The 17,737-nt window shown below is 66.9% G+C and carries 9 protein-coding genes; 7 read left to right on the top strand and 2 right to left on the bottom strand.

All coding sequences use genetic code 11. The annotated features are described in order from the left end of the window. Positions 1–94: 94 nt before the first annotated feature. Positions 95–949, bottom strand: a complete 855-nt coding sequence (gene rpoH, locus ACE3RX_RS16585; RefSeq protein ID WP_374486084.1) for an RNA polymerase sigma factor RpoH — start codon at positions 947–949, stop codon at positions 95–97. Positions 950–1,288: 339 nt separating this feature from the next. Here rpoH and ACE3RX_RS16580 point away from each other — a divergent pair, with 339 nt between their 5' ends. From ACE3RX_RS16580 to ACE3RX_RS16570, 3 genes are read left to right on the top strand one after another with little or no spacing between them, the layout of a single operon-like run. After that, positions 1,289–2,479 (top strand): two-component system response regulator, encoded by a 1,191-nt coding sequence (locus ACE3RX_RS16580; protein ID WP_374486083.1) that lies wholly within the window; start codon positions 1,289–1,291, stop codon positions 2,477–2,479. Then, positions 2,476–5,565 carry an ATP-binding protein gene (locus ACE3RX_RS16575; RefSeq protein WP_374486082.1) on the top strand — a complete coding sequence of 1,030 codons (3,090 nt, stop codon included), beginning with the start codon at positions 2,476–2,478 and terminating at the stop codon, positions 5,563–5,565. The genes ACE3RX_RS16580 and ACE3RX_RS16575 overlap by 4 nt, the downstream gene beginning before the upstream one ends. Positions 5,566–5,569: 4 nt before the next feature. Beyond that, entirely contained in the window at positions 5,570–9,517 is a 3,948-nt protein-coding gene (locus ACE3RX_RS16570; RefSeq protein ID WP_374486080.1) for a response regulator, read from the top strand. 7 nt (positions 9,518–9,524) lie between these two features. Here ACE3RX_RS16570 and ACE3RX_RS16565 read toward each other — a convergent pair whose 3' ends face one another. Further along, a complete protein-coding gene (locus ACE3RX_RS16565) occupies positions 9,525–12,869 on the bottom strand; it encodes an ATP-binding protein (protein WP_374486078.1) in 3,345 nt (1,114 codons plus the stop codon). 139 nt (positions 12,870–13,008) lie between these two features. Here ACE3RX_RS16565 and ACE3RX_RS16560 point away from each other — a divergent pair, with 139 nt between their 5' ends. The 4 genes from ACE3RX_RS16560 (at position 13,009) to napA (ending at position 17,567) form a co-directional block, all read left to right on the top strand. Beyond that, positions 13,009–14,142, top strand: coding sequence for an ABC transporter substrate-binding protein (locus ACE3RX_RS16560; protein WP_374486076.1), 1,134 nt, complete (start codon positions 13,009–13,011; stop codon positions 14,140–14,142). Positions 14,143–14,221: 79 nt separating this feature from the next. Then, positions 14,222–14,722: a ferredoxin-type protein NapF gene (napF, locus tag ACE3RX_RS16555; protein WP_374486074.1), complete on the top strand. Its 501-nt coding sequence runs from the start codon at positions 14,222–14,224 to the stop codon at positions 14,720–14,722. Next, entirely contained in the window at positions 14,719–15,006 is a 288-nt protein-coding gene (locus tag ACE3RX_RS16550; RefSeq protein ID WP_374486072.1) for a chaperone NapD, read from the top strand. The genes napF and ACE3RX_RS16550 overlap by 4 nt, the downstream gene beginning before the upstream one ends. Next, positions 15,003–17,567 carry a nitrate reductase catalytic subunit NapA gene (gene napA, locus ACE3RX_RS16545; RefSeq protein ID WP_374486070.1) on the top strand — a complete coding sequence of 855 codons (2,565 nt, stop codon included), beginning with the start codon at positions 15,003–15,005 and terminating at the stop codon, positions 17,565–17,567. Before ACE3RX_RS16550 ends, napA begins: the two co-directional genes overlap by 4 nt. Positions 17,568–17,737 lie beyond the last annotated feature (170 nt).

The raw sequence follows: 17,737 nt of genomic DNA, 5'->3' as shown, positions 1-17,737 counted from the left end.
CGGTGGGGCGAACTCATTCGCCCCACAGGCCCAGCCCACAGAAAAGCATGCGTCCCACAAGATCGAGCCAGGTCCGTGGCCCGGGCGGTATCGTTCAGGCCAGTGCGGCCAGGTGGCTGCGCATCTTTTGCATGGCCTTGGCTTCGATCTGGCGGATGCGTTCGGCGGAGACACCGTATTCGGCGGCCAGTTCGTGCAGGGTGGCGGCGTCGCCTTCGGTCAGCCAGCGGCGCTGCACGATGGTCCGGCTGCGCTCGTCCAGGTTGGCCAGGGCTTCATGCAGGCCGACGTCCTGCAGGCGCGAGGCCTGGCGCTGGGCGATCACCTCGGATGGCTCTGCGTGCGGGTCGGCCAGGTAAGCGATCGGCGCGAAACGCTCTTCCTCGTCGTCCGGTCCGCTTTCCAGTGCCACGTCCTGGCCGGACAGCCGGGTTTCCATCTCGCGGACTTCCTCCGGCTTGACGCCGAGCTGGCTGGCGACGGCCAGCACTTCCTCGCCCTGCAGCGTGTTGCTGCTGCTCTTCATGCCGCGCAGGTTGAAGAACAGCTTGCGCTGGGCCTTGGTGGTGGCGATCTTGACCAGGCGCCAGTTTTTGACGATGTATTCGTGGATCTCGGCCTTGATCCAGTGGATCGCGAAGGACACCAAGCGCACGCCGCGGTCCGGGTCGAAGCGCTTGACGGCCTTCATCAGGCCCACGTTGCCTTCCTGGATCAGGTCGGCGTGGGGCAGACCATAACCGAGATAACCGCGCGCAATGGCGACCACCAGGCGCAGGTGGGACAGCACCAGCTTGCGCGCCGCTTCCAGATCCTCATTCTCCCGGAAGCTGTGGGCGAGGTCGGATTCTTCCTTCTCGGTCAGCAGGGGGATGCGATTTACCCTCTGGATGTATTGATCCAGACTGCCAACCGCGGACGGAACGGGAAACGACAAGGTTTGGGACATCGACGACTACCTCCTTCGCAGCAATATTAGCACTCTCGATATAAGAGTGCTAAGGGGGCGAATGGTTCCGTAGCTCATTATTTCTGCTGAGCTTATCAACTTCCCGAAAGCTCCCGGGAGGCGGCCGGCGCCAGCCGTGGGCGCCTGCGTACAGCGCGGCTAAAGCCGTCCGGGCCGGCGCCGTTAAGCCTGAGGCACATTAATGTGCCGGTAATTCGGACGTGGGCGGATAAACTTCAGTTTATGAAGGACGTGCCGCCTGCCGTGCGTCCTGTCGCCCTGCCGTGCCGCCGGGCTTGCACCTTGCCGACATCCCTGAGCCGGGGTGGAGACCTTCCGATGAGTATTTACGCGAGTAGCGACAAGCCTGAGGCCCTTGCGGCGAAGCACACGATCCTGATCGTCGACGACACGCCGCAGAATCTGGCCGTGCTAGGGGAGCTGCTGCAGCCCCATTACCGGGTGCGCGCCGCCAACTCCGGCGAGCGGGCGCTGCGGGCGGCGGGGCTGGCGCCGCGCCCGGACCTGATCCTGCTCGACGTGATGATGCCGGGCATGGACGGCTACGAGGTGCTGCAGCAACTGCATGCAGATCCGGCCACCCGCAACATCCCGGTGATCTTCGTGACAGCCATGAATGCTGCCGAGAACGAGGAGCACGGGTTGGCCCTCGGGGCGGTGGACTACATCACCAAGCCGATCAACCCGGCTATCGTGCTGGCGCGTGTGCGCACCCACCTTGAACTCAAGCAGGCCCGCGACCGCTTGGCCAACGAGAACGAATGGTTGGAGCGGGAAGTCAGCCGGCGGATGAGTGAGAACCTGCTGGTGCAGGAACTCAGCGTGCGCGCGCTGGCCTGCCTCAGCGAGGCCCGCGACAATGAGACCGGGCGCCACATCGTGCGGACCCAGACCTATGTGGATCTGTTGGCCCGCCAATTGGCGCCCCATCCCCGCTTCAGCTCGGCGCTCGGTGGTGCTCGCCTGGGCATGGTGGTGAAGGCTGCGCCGCTGCATGATATTGGCAAGGTCGGTATTCCCGACAGCATCCTGCTCAAGCGCGGCCGGCTGACGGGCGACGAGTTTGAGATCATGAAGGCACACCCGGCGATCGGCGCAGACGCCATCGACAAGGCCATGGCCCAGGCCCTGGAGAGCGCCGACGAGGCCTCCGCCGCCCAGGCCGGTGAGGCCTTCGCTTTCCTGTGCATCGCCCGCGAGATCGCCCTCGGACACCACGAGAAGTGGGATGGCAGCGGCTATCCCGGCGGCCATGCCGGCGACGCGATCCCGGTCTCGGCGCGCCTGATGGCGCTGGCCGACGTCTTCGATGCGCTGATGAGCCGGCGTGTCTACAAACCGCCGCTGACGCTGGACGAGACTACGCAGATCATCGTCGGTGGGCGCGGCAGCCATTTCGATCCGGACGTGGTGGATGCCTTCCTCACCTGCCGCGAGCGCTTTGCCGACATCGCCACGCGTTTTGCCGATCCCGATGAGCCGGAGGCCGACGGAGCCCACCGGCCATGAAGCCCCGCCTGCCTTACCAGTTGCTGTTCTTCCTGCCGGTGGCGGTGGTCACGGTACTGGCGGCGTGCTTCAACCTCTTCTCCTTATACAGCCTGCAGGCCGACCAGCGGATCATCGATTCGCTGCAGGCGAAGGACATCGCCACCCTGGCCAGCGCCACCCGCTTCAACCAGGAAGCCGCCGCCGTCCAGCGGCTGATCGGGGGTGGCCTGGACCGGGCCGCTGCCGGAGCCTTGTCGGCGGACGAGCTCGGGCGCCTGCGCGGCGACGTCAGACAGCGTCTGGATGCCCTTCGCACGCGCTGGACCGAACTCAAGCGTGCCGGGGGGGACAGCATGCAGGTGGGTGAGGCGCAGACCGATTTCGACGCCTTCTTCAACCGCATCGTGGCGGCCAGTGAACTGGCTGCCGATGACGTGCCACAGGCCATGCGCCTGGCCTACCGGGCGGCCGACAGTTACGTCGCCCTGTCCGAGCACACCCATGCGATCGCCGCGACCCTGTCTGCAGAGGCGGCTGGGCGCAGTGAGGGGCAGACCCGCGGAATCACGCGCCACGCGTGGCAAATTGCTCTGTTTGGCGGCGCGCTGATGCTTGCCCTTATGGTGTTCTGGGCCTTTATCATCCGCTGGGTGACCCATCGCCTGCATGGCCTCAGTGCCGTTTTGCAGGGACTCGCCGCCGGCCAGGTTGATCCGCCTGAACTGGCCGAGGTGGAGCGTCTCGGCGCCGATCCGCGCAGCGTACTGCGTCGGCTGGCCACCGCCGTGCTGGCCTTCCGGCGGGCGTTGATCGCCCAGGCGGAGGCTCAGGCCGAGCTGCACAAGCTGGTGATGGCCGTCGAGCAAAGCCCGGAGAGCATCGTCATCACCGACCTCGACGCGCGCATCGAATATGTGAACGAGGCTTTCGCGCGCAATACCGGCTTCAGCCGCCAGGAGGCGATCGGCAAGAACCCGAACATCCTGCAGTCGGGACGCACACCGAAGGAAACCTACGACGGGATGTGGGAAAGTCTGGGGCGCGGGGAATCCTGGCGCGGGGAACTCATCAACCGGCGCAAGGACGGCAGCGAGTACGTGGAGCTCGCCAACATCGCGCCGGTGCGCCAAATGGATGGCCGCATCACCCACTATGTGGCCATCAAGGAAGACATCACCGAAAAGAAGCGCAACGCCGAAGAGCTGGAGCGCTACCGCGACCACCTGGAACAACTGGTGGCCGAACGCAGCGCCGAAGTGATGATCGCCAAGGATGCCGCCGAGGCGGCCAGCCGCAGCAAGAGCGAGTTCCTGGCCAACATGAGCCACGAGATTCGCACCCCGATGAACGCCATCATCGGCCTGACCCACCTGTTGCGGCGTGATCTCGCCGAGCCGCGCCACATCGACCGTCTGTCCAAGATTTCCGGTGCGGCGCACCACCTGCTGGGGATCATCAACGACATCCTCGACCTCTCCAAGATCGAGGCCGGCCGGCTGGAGCTGGAGTCCGTCGATTTCGAGGTCGGGCGGGTCGTTGATAACGTCATCAGCCTGGTTCGCGACAAGGCCGAGGCCAAGCACCTCAGCGTGCGCGCCGACCTGCGCGAAGTGCCGGCGCTGCTGCGCGGCGATGGTCTGCGCCTGCAGCAGATCCTGCTCAATTTCACCGGTAACGCGGTCAAGTTTACCGAGCGTGGCGAGGTCATCCTGCGCGCCCGTGCGCTGCCGGCCAGTGATGGGCGCCTGTGGGTGCGCTTCGAGGTGTGCGATACCGGTATCGGCCTGTCGCCGGAGCAGCAGGTCGAGCTGTTCCAGCCCTTCCTGCAGGCCGACGCCTCGACGACCCGCAAGTACGGCGGTACCGGCCTGGGGCTGGCGATTTCCCGGCGCCTGACCCAGCTCCTCGGTGGCCGCATTGGCGTGAGCAGCGAACTCGGGCGTGGCAGCACCTTCTGGGTCGAGCTGCCGCTGCACGTCGGGCAGGGGCACGCGCTGGCAGCACCGTCGGTCCGTCCGCCGGAGCTGGCCGATGCCCCCCCCGCCGGTGAGGCCGAGGCCCGCCTGATCGCGCGGCACGGCGGGCGCATCCTGCTGGTGGAAGACAACCCGATCAACCGGGAGGTGGCGCTGGCACTGCTGGAAGGCGTCGGCCTGCAGGTGGAGGTTGCGGCCGACGGCCAGTCGGCGGTGGCGTGTGCGCGCACCGCACCCTACGACGTGATCCTGATGGACATCCACATGCCGGTGATGGACGGGCTGGCCGCCACGCGGCTGATCCGGGCCCTGCCGGGGCATGGCTCCACCCCTATCGTGGCGATGACTGCCAATGCCTTCGACGAGGACCGCGAGCGCTGCCTGGCCGCCGGCATGAGCGATCACCTCGCTAAGCCGGTGGTGCCGGACCTCCTGTACCGGACCCTGCTGCAGTGGTTGCCTCAGGGCGTCGGCGTGCCGGCTGCCAGCCTGGCGCCGGCACCGTCCGGAGATGATCCTTTGCGGGCCCGCCTGGCGGCGATCGAAAGCCTCGACCTGACGGCAGGCCTGCGTTCCACGCGGGGGCGTGTCGATACCTATGCGCGCTTGCTGGCCAGCTTCACGGCCAGTGAGGTGCCGGCCGAGCTGAAGCGGGCGTTGGTGGCTGGCGATGTGAAGACCGCCCACCGCCATGCCCACACCCTCAAGGGCCTGGCGGCGACCCTCGGCATCGCCCGCCTGCAGACTGCGGCGCTGGCCCTGGAGAGAGCCCTGCGTGACGGCAGCGGTGGCGTGCCCAGCGGCGAACTGGTGGTCCAGGCGGCGGCCCTCGAAGCTGATTTCGTGGCCCTCTGCCAGGCCCTGAAGGATGCGCTGCCCGCTGCACTGGCTCCGCCGCCGGCGCAGGTCGATTGGCTGCGGGTCCGTGAGGTGTCGGCGCGCCTGCAGCAGCTGCTGGCCGAGTACGACCTCGGCTGCACGACCCTGTTCGGCGAGCATCAGGCCCTGCTCCGGGCGGCATTCGGCCCCCATGCGGAGGCGCTGGAACGGCAGATCGCCAATTTTGATTTCGACCATGCGCTGACGACCCTGCGCACGGCCCTGGATGAAGTGTCGGTCATGGACTGAACGCATGCCACAGCCTTTCCTGCGTCGTCTGCCTGTCCTGTTCGCTGGGGCTTGCCTCGGGGCCGGGATGGCCGTCGCCGATGGCGGCGCAGCGTCGCGCAGCGCCATCACCGTGGTGCTCGACGACAAGCTCCCGCCCTACGCGCTACGCGACGGGAACGGCGCCCTGCAGGGGCTGGTCCCGGATCGCTGGCGTGCCTGGCAGGCGCAGACTGGTGTGCCGGTCCGCCTGCTCGGTATGGACGGGGTGGAGGCCGAAGAGGCGATGCGGGCCGGCACGGCAGATGTCATCGACACCATCGCCCGCTCTACCGAAAGGGAGCGGCGCTACCTGTTCTCCGCGCCGTATGCCCGGCTTGACACCATGGTGTTCTTCCAGCGGGATCTGTCGGGCATCGTCGATGCCGGCTCCAGCCGTGGCTTTGTGGTCGGCGTGAAGGAGGGCGACCCCTGCCTGGAACGGCTGGCCATCGAGGGCTCCACGAACGTGCGCCGTTACCGCAGCTTCGCGGCCCTCGTCGGCGGTGTGGCGGAGGGGCAAGTCCGGGTGTTCTGCATGGACGAGCGCCCGGCCGCCTACTTGTTGCACCAGTTCGGCATCGCCGACGATTTCCGGCATACCGCGCCGATGTACGCGAATCACTTCCAGTGGGCCGTTCGGCGCGGCGACGAAGCCTTGCAGCGCTTCATCGCCGCTGGTTTTGCGGCGATCCCCGAGGAAGAGCTGGGCCTTATCAACGAGAAGTGGTTCGGCGCCTTGCTGGAACAGTCGCCGCCTTACCAGCGCTACGCCGGCTACGGCGTGGTGGCGCTGGTGGCGGTAGTGTTGGCACTGGTCCTCTGGAGCCGTCAGTTGCGCAAGAGGGTCGGTGCCCGCACCGAGGAACTCCGCCAGGCTCTTGAGGAAGTGCGCCTGGCCCGCCGTGACAGCGAGGCGGCCCGCGATCTTCTGGAGCAGGAGGTGGTCCGCCGCACCGCCCAGCTGGAGGCGGCGATGGCCGAGCAGCAGGCCCTCTTCGACTCGGCCAGCGTCGGCATCGTGCTGACCCGCGAGCGGCGTATCGTGCGCGGCAACCGGCGCCTCGACGAGATGTTCGGCTATGCGCCTGGCGAGCAGATCGGCTTGTCCAGCCGCATCTGGTATCCCGACGACGAGGCCTACGAGCAGGTTGGCAAGGCCGTGTATGAAACCCTCTGGCGCGGTGGCACGCACACCTGGGAGCAACCGGCCGTACGCAAGGACGGCACGCACTTCTGGGTGCGCATGGCGGCCCATGTGGTCGACGGCGGCGATCCGTCGCGGGGCGTGGTCGGCATCTTCGAAGACATCACCGCCGAGCGGGAGGCTGCCGACAAGCTGCGCCTCGCCTATGCCGAGCAGCAGGCGATCTTCGAGGCGGCGACCTCGGGCATGGCGCTGATCGTCGATCGCACGCTGCAGAGCGGCAACCGTCAGTTGCACGAGATGTTCGGCTGGCCGCCGGGCGCCATGCTGGGCCGGCCGACCCGCATCTGGTATGCCGACGAGGCGGCCTGGCAACTGGGCGGCGAGCCCTATGCACAGATCTGGCGCGGGGAAACGCACAGCCGTGAGCAACAGCTGATGCGCCGGGATGGCAGCCTGTTCTGGGCCCGGCTCACGGCACGCGCTGTCGACGTCAATGATCGCGGCCGCGGCTCGGTGTGGATCATCGATGACATCACCGCCGAGCGGGACGCCATCGAGGCGATGCGCCACGCCGCAGAGATGGCCGAGGAAGCGGCACGGGTGAAGTCCGACTTTCTGGCCAACATGAGCCACGAGATCCGCACGCCGATGAACGCCATCGTCGGTATGGCCTACCTGACCCTGCGTACCGAGCTGAGCCCGCGCCAGCGCGACTACCTGGAGAAGATCCAGGGTTCCAGCCAGCACCTGCTGGGCATCATCAATGACATCCTGGACATCTCCAAGATCGAGGCCGGCAAGCTGGTCATCGAACGCACCGACTTCGAGCTGGAGCGGGTTCTCGACAACGTCTCCAGCCTGATCTCCGACCGGATCGCAAGCAAGGGGCTGGAGCTGATCGTCGACGTGGCCGACGATGTGCCGGGCAGCCTGGTCGGCGACCCGCTGCGGCTCGGCCAGATCCTCGTCAACTATGCCAACAACGCGGTGAAGTTCACCGAGAGGGGCGAGGTAGCGGTTCGCGTGCGGCTCGCCGAGGGCGGGCAGGACGAGGTGCTGCTGCGCTTCGAGGTCCGCGACACCGGTATCGGCCTCAGCGGCGAGCAGCGTGCCCGCCTGTTCCGCAGCTTCGAGCAGGCCGATTCGTCCACCACCCGCAAGTACGGCGGCACCGGCCTCGGCCTGGTGATCAGTAAGCGCCTCGCCGAGCTGATGGGGGGCGAGGTGGGCGTGGACAGCACGCCGGGCGTCGGCTCAACTTTCTGGTTCACGGCGCGCCTCGGGCGCAGCATGGCGGCGGCGCGCCGGCTGCTGCCGGGGGCCGACCTGCGTGGCCGGCGCATGCTGGTGGTTGACGACAATGCCAATGCCCGCGAGGTAATCGGCGAGATGCTGCGGCGGATGGCTTTCTCTGTACAGGCGGTGGATTCGGGGCCGGCGGCGCTGGCCGAGCTGGGGCGGGCGGCGCAGGCCGGCAGCCCTTACGAGGTGGTCTTCCTCGACTGGCAGATGCCCGGCATGGACGGCATCGTCACCGCCTCCGAGATCGGCCACCTGTCCCTTGAACCACCGCCGCGCCTGGTGATGGTGACCGCCTATGGGCGCGACGAACTGATGAGCGCCGCCGAGGAGGCCGGCATCCGCGATGTACTCATCAAGCCGGTCGGGCCCTCCCTGCTGTTCGACACGGTGATGCGCACCCTCGGGAGCGACGGCGGCTTGCGGATCCGGCCCGCGCCGGCGGATCAGCCGGTGGAGCCCGGCCCGTTGCGCGGCGCCCGCGTGCTGCTGGTTGAGGACAACGAACTCAACCAGGAGGTGGCCAGCGAGATGCTGCTGCAAGTCGGCCTGCAGGTGGACGTCGCCGACAACGGGCGGGTGGCCATCGACAAGGCATCTGGCGGGCATTACGACCTGATCCTGATGGACGTGCAGATGCCGGTGATGGATGGCCTCACCGCCACCCGCGAGATCCGCCGGCTGCCCGCCTGTGCGGGGCTGCCGATCATTGCGATGACGGCCAATGCGATGGCCGGCGACCGGGAGCGCTGCCTGCAGGCCGGCATGAACGACCACGTCGCCAAGCCCATCGATCCGGAAGCCCTGTGGGCAACGCTGATGCGCTGGATCGTGTTGCCGGGCAGTGCGGGTGTTCCAGCCGCCGCCAGTGCGGGAGCGCCACTGCGGGAGATTCCCGGCCTGGACATGGTGGCCGGGCTGCACCATGCCCTCGGGCGCGAGGTGCTGTACTTGTCCCAGCTCGACAAGTTCGTGCAGGGGCAAAGGGATTTCGGCGGGCGCCTGGACGAGGCTCTGCAGGCGCAGGACTGGACCACCGCGACCCGGCTCGCCCATACCCTGAAGGGGGGGGCCGGGCAGATCGGGGCCCACGAGCTCGCTGCCCGCGCCGCCGACCTCGAGCAGGCCCTCCGCCGGCAGGATGCGTTGCCGGCGCTGGCACCGTTGCAAGCCGAGGTGACGGCCCAGCTGGCGGTCCTCATCGAGTCGATCGGGGCGGCGTTGCCGGCGGCACCTGCCGCGCCGGTAGTGCTGGAGGCGTCGGTCGATCCCGCCGCGGTGGCCGAGGTCTTTGGCCAGCTGGCCCCCTTGCTGGCGGCCGACGATTTTTCCAGCGGGCAGGCGGTCGATGCCCACCGGCCGTTGCTGCAGGCCGTCATGGGTGCCCGCTTCGAGTCCTTCGCGCGGGCCGTGGCAGAGTTCGACAGCGACCGTGCCCTGACCCAGCTCCGCGCCTGCGCCGCCGAGCGCGGCATTCCCCTTTAGGGGGTCATCAGGCCGCCGCGTCCAGAAGGGTGAGTTCGCGCGCGGGCGATGCGGCGGCATCCCGTCCCGGCGTGTCGCGTAGATGTTCGTGGATGCCATCGATCACGGGTTGGAGCGCCCGGCCCAGCCCGTCTGTCAGCGCTTGCCACTCTGCGTGTGGTGCGTGGTCGATGATGGCCCGTTCCAGTGCGGTGGCGGCCTCTGCGACGGCGCTGGCCCCCAGGGTTGCGGCGCTGCCCTTCAAGGTGTGGGCCAGATGCCTGGCGCCGTCCCGGTCGCCGGCCGTGAGCAGGGCGCCGATCCGGGCCGGATCATCCGGATGGCTGCTGGCGAACAGGGCGAGCATTTGGCGGTAGCGGTCCCATTTGCCCCGCACGCGCCGCAGGCCGTCCGCCACATCCAGGCCGGGCAGGGATGCGATGGGGCGTTCGCCGGATACGGGTGGGGCGGCAGGGATGGCCTTCGGTTCCGAAGTTGGCAGCCAGCGCAGCAGGGTGCGGTAAAGCACCGCAGGATCGACAGGCTTGGCCACGTGATCGTTCATGCCTGCTTCCAGGCAGCGCCGGCGGTCCTCGTCGAAGGCATTGGCGGTCATCGCCAGGATCGGCAGGCTGGCGCCGCCGGGCAGGGCGCGGATCAGTCCGGCGGCCTCCAGCCCGCCCATCACCGGCATCTGCATGTCCATCAGAACCAGGGCCACGCCACCGGCCTGGACCTTGTTCACAGCCTCGGCACCGTTGCCGGCCACGATGACCCGCAGGCCGGCGTCGTTGAGCAGTTCACCGGCGATTTCCTGGTTGAGCCGGTTGTCCTCCGCCAGCAGGATCAGGCTGCCAGCGTGGGTCTGGCGCAGGCGCTCGCAGAGACGGTGGATTTCTTCTTCCGGGGCGGCCGTGCCGGCCGTCGTCGTGGCGTCGGCCGGCGGGATGCTGCGGGCATGCTCCAGGCGCAGGCTGATCCAGAAGGTGCTGCCATCGCCGGGAACGCTGTGTACGCCGATGTCACCCCCCATCAGTTCGGCCAGCCGCTTGCTGATCGTCAGCCCCAGGCCGGTGCCACCATAGCGGCGGGTGGTGGAATTGTCGGCCTGTTCGAAGGCGCGGAAGATTGCGGCCTGCTGCTCTTCGCTGAGGCCAATACCGTAGTCCTCCACCTCGATGCACAGGCGGCTGCCCTGCGGGTCTTCGTTCACGTGGCGGGCGCGCAGGGTGATGCGGCCGTGGGTCGAAAACTTGATCGCGTTGGACAGGAAGTTGACGACGATCTGCTCCAGGCGCACCGGGTCGCCGCGCAGGTGCTCTGGCAGGCTCCGGTCGACCTCCACCGCCAGCGTCAGCCCTTTCTGGGTGGCGCTGTCGCGCAGCAAGCTGGCGGCCTTCTCCAGGGTTCCGCGCACGGAGAAGTCGATGTTTTCCAGGCTGATCTTGTCGGCCTCGATCTTCGACAGGTCGAGGATGTCGTTGATGATGCGCAGCAGGTGGTGGGCGGCGGAGCCGATCTTATGTACGCGCTCGAGGATGCGCGTATCCCGGATGTCACGGGCCAGCAGGTGGGTCAGGCCGATGATGGCGTTCATCGGGGTGCGGATCTCGTGGCTCATGTTGGCCAGGAAGGCGCTCTTGGCCTGGTTGGCGTTCTCCGCCTCGTCGCGCGCTGCGGCCAGCTCGAGGGTGCGCTGCGCGACCAGTTCTTCGAGGTGGTCGCGGTAGCGCTGCAGTTCCTCGTCCATCTGCTTGCGCTCGGTGATGTCGCGCAGCGCGTACAGTACGTAGCTCTCGTTGCCCCAATGCACGCGGCTGATCCTGGCCTCGGCCGGGAAGGTGCTGCCGTCCCGGCGCCTTGGCAGCAGTTCGAGGGATTCCCCTTCCGGTGGCAGGCTGCGGAACTGGTTCAGGATCGCCGTCCGGTCGTACAGGGCGTCCCAGTCCCAGGCGTGCAGGGCGGACAGCTCCTCCATGGTGTAACCGAGCATCAGTGCGAACTGGGGGTTGGCCTCGTAGACGCGGCCGCTCTCGTCGAGCACGACAATGCCGTCGCGGTTCATCTCGAACAGTGCACGGCGGCGCAGGGCTTCCTGGGCGATGTCCTGCTGGTCCTGGCGCCGGGCCTGGTCCTGGGCATTCAGGGTGTCGAGCAGGCTGTTGAAATGATTCCCCAGCTGGGCGATCTCGTCGCACTCCGCATCGACGGCAACGCGGGCGTCCCGCTGGCCGCCATGCACCGCCCGCATGGTGTCGGCGATCTTCAGCAGGCGGCCGGCGAGCCACTGGCCGCTGCGCAGGAAGGACAGGGACAGCAGCAGCATGCTGAGTGTCAGCAGGGTTCCTATGCTGCCGGTCAGCAGCCATTTCTCGTGGTTGAAGCGTTCTTCCGGGAAACCAGTGCTGAGCATGCCGATGCGTTGCCCCTCGCCATCGACAATCGGCTCGTAGGCGGCAAAGTACCAGCTATCGAGTACCGGCACCCGCCGGGCTGCGGGTTCGCCGAGGTCGATGACCTGCGTGGTGACGCCACCGGCAACTTGGGAGCCAAGGGCCCGGAGTCCATCCCGTTGGAGCAGGGTGGTGGCGATGCGCCGTTCGCCAAGAAAGATCGAGGCGACGCCGTCGTTGCTGCCAACCCGAGGATCGACCGGGAAGACCACGTCGCGGATGCGGTCGATGCTGGTCTGGTTGTTGTTGAGCAGTACGCCACCGACCACGATGGCGTCCGGGTGGCGGTTGCTGAGGGGGAAATGGCTGGCTGCGGAGATCAGCAGCCCCCGGGTTTCGACCGCTTCGCGGGCACCGGTCTCGGTGGAGGTGACGCGGGCACGGGTGGGCAGTGTGGGGGCCAGGGCGTGCAGCGCGGCTGCGTCTAGCACTTCGTAGGCGGTGCTCGAGATGCCGATGGCGGCCTGCCGGCTCACGAAGCTGCGGGGCAGCTGGCTGCCCGGGGCGAGCCCGCTGCTTGATGCGATGACCCGGCCATCCTGGGTGGCGATGATCAGGAAATCCAGGCGGGCGGCTTCGGCGCGGACCGACAGGGCTTGGTCGAGGGCCGGGTTCGCCTGCCGGGCGGCGCCATCCCCCAGCTCGGTGAGCCAGCGGCTCAGGCGCTCCGCATGGATGACTTCCTCGACTTGCTGCTGGGTCTGGCTGCGCATCTGCTCCATGTAGGCGTGGGCGCTGGCCAGGTTGCTGCGCGCATTGGAGCTCAGGATTTCATCGTAGCGGGCACCCCCGGCGATCACGAGGATGCCGAGGATCAGCGGAAACGCGATCAGCAACGGGGCCAGGCCCAGGACCATCAGGCGCAGTCGCAGCGAGCTGCGCCATGACAGGCGGGGCTGGAGCGGGCGTAGAAAAGACATGGGGGGCTTCCATCGAAAGCGGCCGCGTGGTGGCAAGTCTGACTATATTCAACAAAATCTGTATAATTAACATTATTGGTAAAATTAACAAAAAATGGAAGTTAAATCTGCCTCAACAGAGTCAGTCGGAGGCGAGAGCATGTTCGTGCGATGTCTGCTGGTGATTGTGCTGGGGCTGCTGCTGTCAGGCTGCGGGCGCGAGGAGCCGATCCGCATCGGCTTCATCGGCGGTCTTTCCGACCGCAATTCGGATGTCGGCCAGTCCGGCCAGAAGGGCGTCATCCTGGCCATCGAGCAGGCCAACCGGACGGGGGGAATCCACGGTCGCCGGATCGAGCTGGTCTCCCGAGATGACGCGCAGGACCGGGAAACCTCGGTCCGCTCGGCCCGCGAACTGGCCGAGGCCAAGGTGACGGCGGTGATTGGTCCGTTCACCAGCGGGGTGGCCGCAGCCGTGGTGCCAACCCTGGCCTATCACGGCATCCTGGCGGTCAGCCCGACGCTGACCTCGATGGATTTCTACGGCAAGGACGACAACCTCGTCCGCATCAACCGCTCGACCCGCGATAACGCCGGCGATTACGCGAAAGTCCTGTACGGGCGCGGGCAGCGCCGCATCGCAATCGCTTTCGACGTGCGCAACCGCTCGTTCACCGAATCCTGGCTGGCGGAGTTCCGCCATGCCTTCGTCGCGCTGGGGGGGCGCCTGGTGGCCGAAGTGGCCTATGAGTCGGCGGCCAACGCGGATTTCGCAGGGGTGGTCACGAGCATGCTGGTCGGCGGCCCGGATGGCCTGTTCTTCATCAGCGGCGCCCTCGACGTGGCCCGCTTGGCCCAGCAGGCCAGGCGCCTGGCGCCGGCGCTGCCGCTGGGCGCGTCCGAGTGGGCGGCCACCGAGCAGCTGATCGAGCTGGGAGGGCAGATGGTCGAGGGTCTGGTGATCGTGCAGAACTATGATCGCTATGACGAATCCGTGCGTTTCCGGCAGTTCCGCGAGGCCTATTTCAAGCGCTTTCAGATGAATCCGGGCTACAGCGCTGTCTCTGCCTACGACGCCGCCAGCGTGCTGTTGCAGGCGTTGGCGCGCCGCCAGGACGGGGAGAGCGTGAAGGCCGCGGTGCTCAGGCACGGCCCCTACCAGGGCTTGCAGCAGCAGATCCGCTTCGACGCCAACGGGGATACCCCGCGCCAGGTGTTCTTCGCCGAGGTCCGCGACGGGCGCTTCGCGCGCATTCCGTTGACGCCGCTCAAGCCTGGCGCAGCTGGGCGTTGAATTCCTTCGCACAGATCAAGGTTTCTTTCTATGGTGGGGAATAGGATCGCCCCCGTCCGACAAAAACCACGAGTCCACCATGGATGTTTCCCGCCGTCGTTTTCTGGGTGTCAGGGCGCCCGGTGGGCTTCCATTTCGCCCCCCCTGGAGCGCCGCTGAAGACCGCTTTGCCGCACTGTGCACCCGCTGTGATGCCTGCCTGCCGGTGTGTCCGACCGGCCTGCTGAAGCGCGGTACCGGCGGCTACCCGGAAGCGGATTTCAAGGCGGCGGCATGTACGTTCTGCGGTGACTGCGCCCAGGCCTGCCCTACCGGCGCCATCGGCCGCGACACCACGCAGCGCCCATGGGACTTCGGCATCCGCATCGACGAGAGCTGCCTGGCGGCCTGCAACGTGGAGTGCCGGGTGTGCGGCGAGATCTGCGATGCGGCGGCGATCCGTTTCCGGCCACGCATCGGTGGCGTGCCGCTGCCCGAGGTGGACAACACCGTATGCACCGGCTGTGGTGCCTGCCTGGCACCTTGCCCCACGACGGCCATCGTGCGCGTCGCCCTCGATCCCGTTCCGGAGTTGCCATGAACATCGCCAGTCTCGTCCTGCGCATCCATCCCCATGCCCGCGCCGCCGCCGAAGCGGCGCTGCTTGCCTTTCCGGGCGTCGAGTGCCACGGCATGTCCGATGACGGAAAGCTGATCGTCACCGTCGAGGACGCGGAAGGCGCCGCGATGACCGACACCCTGATCGCCATTCACCGGATTCCGCAGGTGCTGGCCGCCACCCTGGCGTACGAGCACCGCGACGATCCCCAGCTTTCGAATCAACAGTCCGAAACGGATTCCCCCTGCGAGGAGGCTCAATCATGACCATCAACCGACGCGACTTCATCAAGACCCAGGCGATTGCCGCGGCTGCTGCCACGGCCGGCGTTTCCCTGCCCGCCCTCGCTGCCAAGAAGGATGCCGCGCCGGCCCCGGCCGACACCGGCAACGCCAATGCGGTGCGCTGGGACAAGGCGCCGTGCCGCTTCTGCGGCACTGGCTGTTCCGTGCTGGTTGGCGTGCAGAACGGCCGCGTGGTGGCCACCCAGGGTGATCCGGATGCGCCGGTTAATCGTGGCCTGAACTGCATCAAGGGCTACTTCCTGTCCAAGATCATGTACGGCGAGGACCGCCTGACCCGTCCTCTGCTGCGCATGAAGGACGGCAAGTACAGCAAGGACGGTGAGTTCATGCCGATCAGCTGGAACCAGGCCTTCGACATCATGGCCGAGAAGTGGAAGGCCGCGCTGAAGGCCGAAGGGCCGGGCTCCATCGGCATGTTCGGCTCCGGCCAGTGGACGATCTTCGAAGGCTATGCCGCTTCCAAGCTGATGAAGGCCGGCTTCCGCTCCAACAACCTCGATCCCAATGCCCGCCACTGCATGGCCTCGGCGGTGACCGGTTTCATGCGCACCTTCGGCATGGACGAGCCGATGGGCTGCTACGACGACATCGAGCAGGCCGACGCCTTCGTGCTGTGGGGCTCCAACATGGCCGAGATGCACCCCATCCTGTGGACCCGCATCACCGACCGTCGCCTGACCAAGACCGACGTGCAGGTGCACGTGCTGTCCACCTTCGAGCACCGCAGCTTCGAGCTGGCCGACAACGGCATGGTCTTCGTGCCGCAGACCGACCTGGCGATCCTCAACTACATCTGCAACTACATCATCCAGTCGGGCAAGGTGAACCAGGAGTTCGTGAAGGCCCACGTGAATTTCAAGCAGGGTGAGACCGACATCGGCTTTGGCCTGCGTCCCAACAACCCGCTGGAGAAGGACGCCAAGTTCAACGGCTATCCCGGCCCCGACGGCAAGCCGAAGAACAACCCCAACGACGCCAAGCCGATCACCTTCGAGGACTTCAAGAAGTTCGTGTCCACCTACACGCTGGAGTACACCTCCAAGCTGTCCGGTGTGCCGAAGGAGCGCCTGCAGAAGCTGGCCGAGCTGTATGCCGACCCGAAGAAGAAGGTCGTCAGCTTCTGGACCATGGGTTTCAACCAGCACACCCGCGGTACCTGGGCCAACAACATGATCTACAACGTCCACCTGCTGGTGGGCAAGATCGCCACGCCGGGCTCCGGCCCGTTCTCCCTGACCGGCCAGCCGTCCGCCTGCGGTACCGCGCGGGAAGTGGGTACCTTCGCCCACCGCTTGCCGGCCGACATGCTGGTCACCAACCCTGAGCACCGTCACCACGCCGAGGAGATCTGGCAGCTGCCGGAAGGCACCATCCCGGACAAGATCGGCTATCACGCCGTGGCCCAGAGCCGCGCGCTGAAGGACGGCAAGCTGAAGTGCTACTGGACCAGCACCACCAACAACATGCAGGCCGGTCCCAACGTGAACCAGGAGATCTATCCGGGCTGGCGTAATCCGGCGGCCTTCGTGGTGGTCTCCGATGTCTATCCGACCGTCTCGGCCCTGGCCGCCGACCTGATCCTGCCGGCTGCGATGTGGACCGAGAAGGAGGGCGCCTTCGGCAACGCCGAGCGGCGTACCCAGGTGTGGCGCCAGCAGGTCAAGGCGCCGGGCGAGGCCAAGTCGGACCTGTGGCAGTTCCTCGAATTTTCCAAGCGCTTCAAGATGGAAGAGGTGTGGCCGGCCGAGCTGCTCGCCAAGAAGCCCGAGTACAAGGGCAAGACCATGTACGACGTGCTGTATGCCAACAAGGTGGTGAACAAGTTCCCGAAGAGCGACACCGTCAAGGTGAACGAGCACGCGATCAAGAACTACACCAATGACGAGGCCGAGGTTTTCGGCTTCTACGTGCAGAAGGGCCTGTTCGAGGAATACGCCTTGTTCGGCCGTGGTCATGGCCACGACCTGGCGCCCTTCGATACCTATCACAAGGCCCGTGGCCTGCGCTGGCCGGTGGTGGATGGCAAGGAAACCCTGTGGCGCTACCGCGAGGGCTACGATCCGTACGTGAAGGCGGGCGAAGGCATCAAGTTCTACGGTCAGAAGGACGGCAAGGCGGTGATCTTCGCGCTGCCCTACCAGGATCCCCCCGAGAAGCCCGATGCCGATTACGACATGTGGCTGTGTACCGGCCGCGTGCTGGAGCATTGGCACACCGGCACGATGACCCGGCGCGTGCCCGAGCTGCACAAGGCGGTGCCGGAAGCCCAGGTCTTCATGCACCCGGACGACGCCAAGAAGCGCGGCCTGCAGCGTGGCATGGTGGTCAAGGTCCAGTCCCGGCGCGGCGAGATGACCGCACGCCTGGAAACCAAGGGCCGCAACAAGCCGCCGGTGGGATTGATCTTCGTGCCCTTCTTTGACGAGTCCAAGCTGGTGAACAAGGTGACCCTCGACGCGACCTGTCCGATCTCCAAGCAGACCGACTTCAAGAAGTGCGCGGTCAAGGTGGTGCGCGCCTGAGCTAAAGGATGAGGTGCGACGCGACCCGTGGGGGGGGGGGGATTAGCCCCCGGGCCGGCCCCGGGCCATTGTGGTGTTACCGGGTGGGGGGGGTTGGGGACCGGCCCACCCCCTCACAATCAAGGGACAAATGAAAACGACCCGGAGCAAGATGCGCCGGGTCGTGGAAG

The organism is Zoogloea sp., from assembly GCF_041914405.1.
Lineage (GTDB): Bacteria > Pseudomonadota > Gammaproteobacteria > Burkholderiales > Rhodocyclaceae > Zoogloea.
This window is presented reverse-complemented; position numbering and strand designations above follow the sequence as displayed.

Excerpts from the sequence above, each read along its gene's own strand:
- napA (WP_374486070.1), top strand. The coding sequence starts at position 15,003 with ATGACCATCAACCGACGCGACTTCATCAAGACCCAGGCGATTGCCGCG.
- ACE3RX_RS16570 (WP_374486080.1), top strand. The coding sequence starts at position 5,570 with ATGCCACAGCCTTTCCTGCGTCGTCTGCCTGTCCTGTTCGCTGGGGCT.
- rpoH (WP_374486084.1), bottom strand. The coding sequence starts at position 949 with ATGTCCCAAACCTTGTCGTTTCCCGTTCCGTCCGCGGTTGGCAGTCTG.
- napF (WP_374486074.1), top strand. The coding sequence starts at position 14,222 with ATGGATGTTTCCCGCCGTCGTTTTCTGGGTGTCAGGGCGCCCGGTGGG.
- ACE3RX_RS16550 (WP_374486072.1), top strand. The coding sequence starts at position 14,719 with ATGAACATCGCCAGTCTCGTCCTGCGCATCCATCCCCATGCCCGCGCC.
- ACE3RX_RS16560 (WP_374486076.1), top strand. The coding sequence starts at position 13,009 with ATGTTCGTGCGATGTCTGCTGGTGATTGTGCTGGGGCTGCTGCTGTCA.
- ACE3RX_RS16580 (WP_374486083.1), top strand. The coding sequence starts at position 1,289 with ATGAGTATTTACGCGAGTAGCGACAAGCCTGAGGCCCTTGCGGCGAAG.
- ACE3RX_RS16575 (WP_374486082.1), top strand. The coding sequence starts at position 2,476 with ATGAAGCCCCGCCTGCCTTACCAGTTGCTGTTCTTCCTGCCGGTGGCG.
- ACE3RX_RS16565 (WP_374486078.1), bottom strand. The coding sequence starts at position 12,869 with ATGTCTTTTCTACGCCCGCTCCAGCCCCGCCTGTCATGGCGCAGCTCG.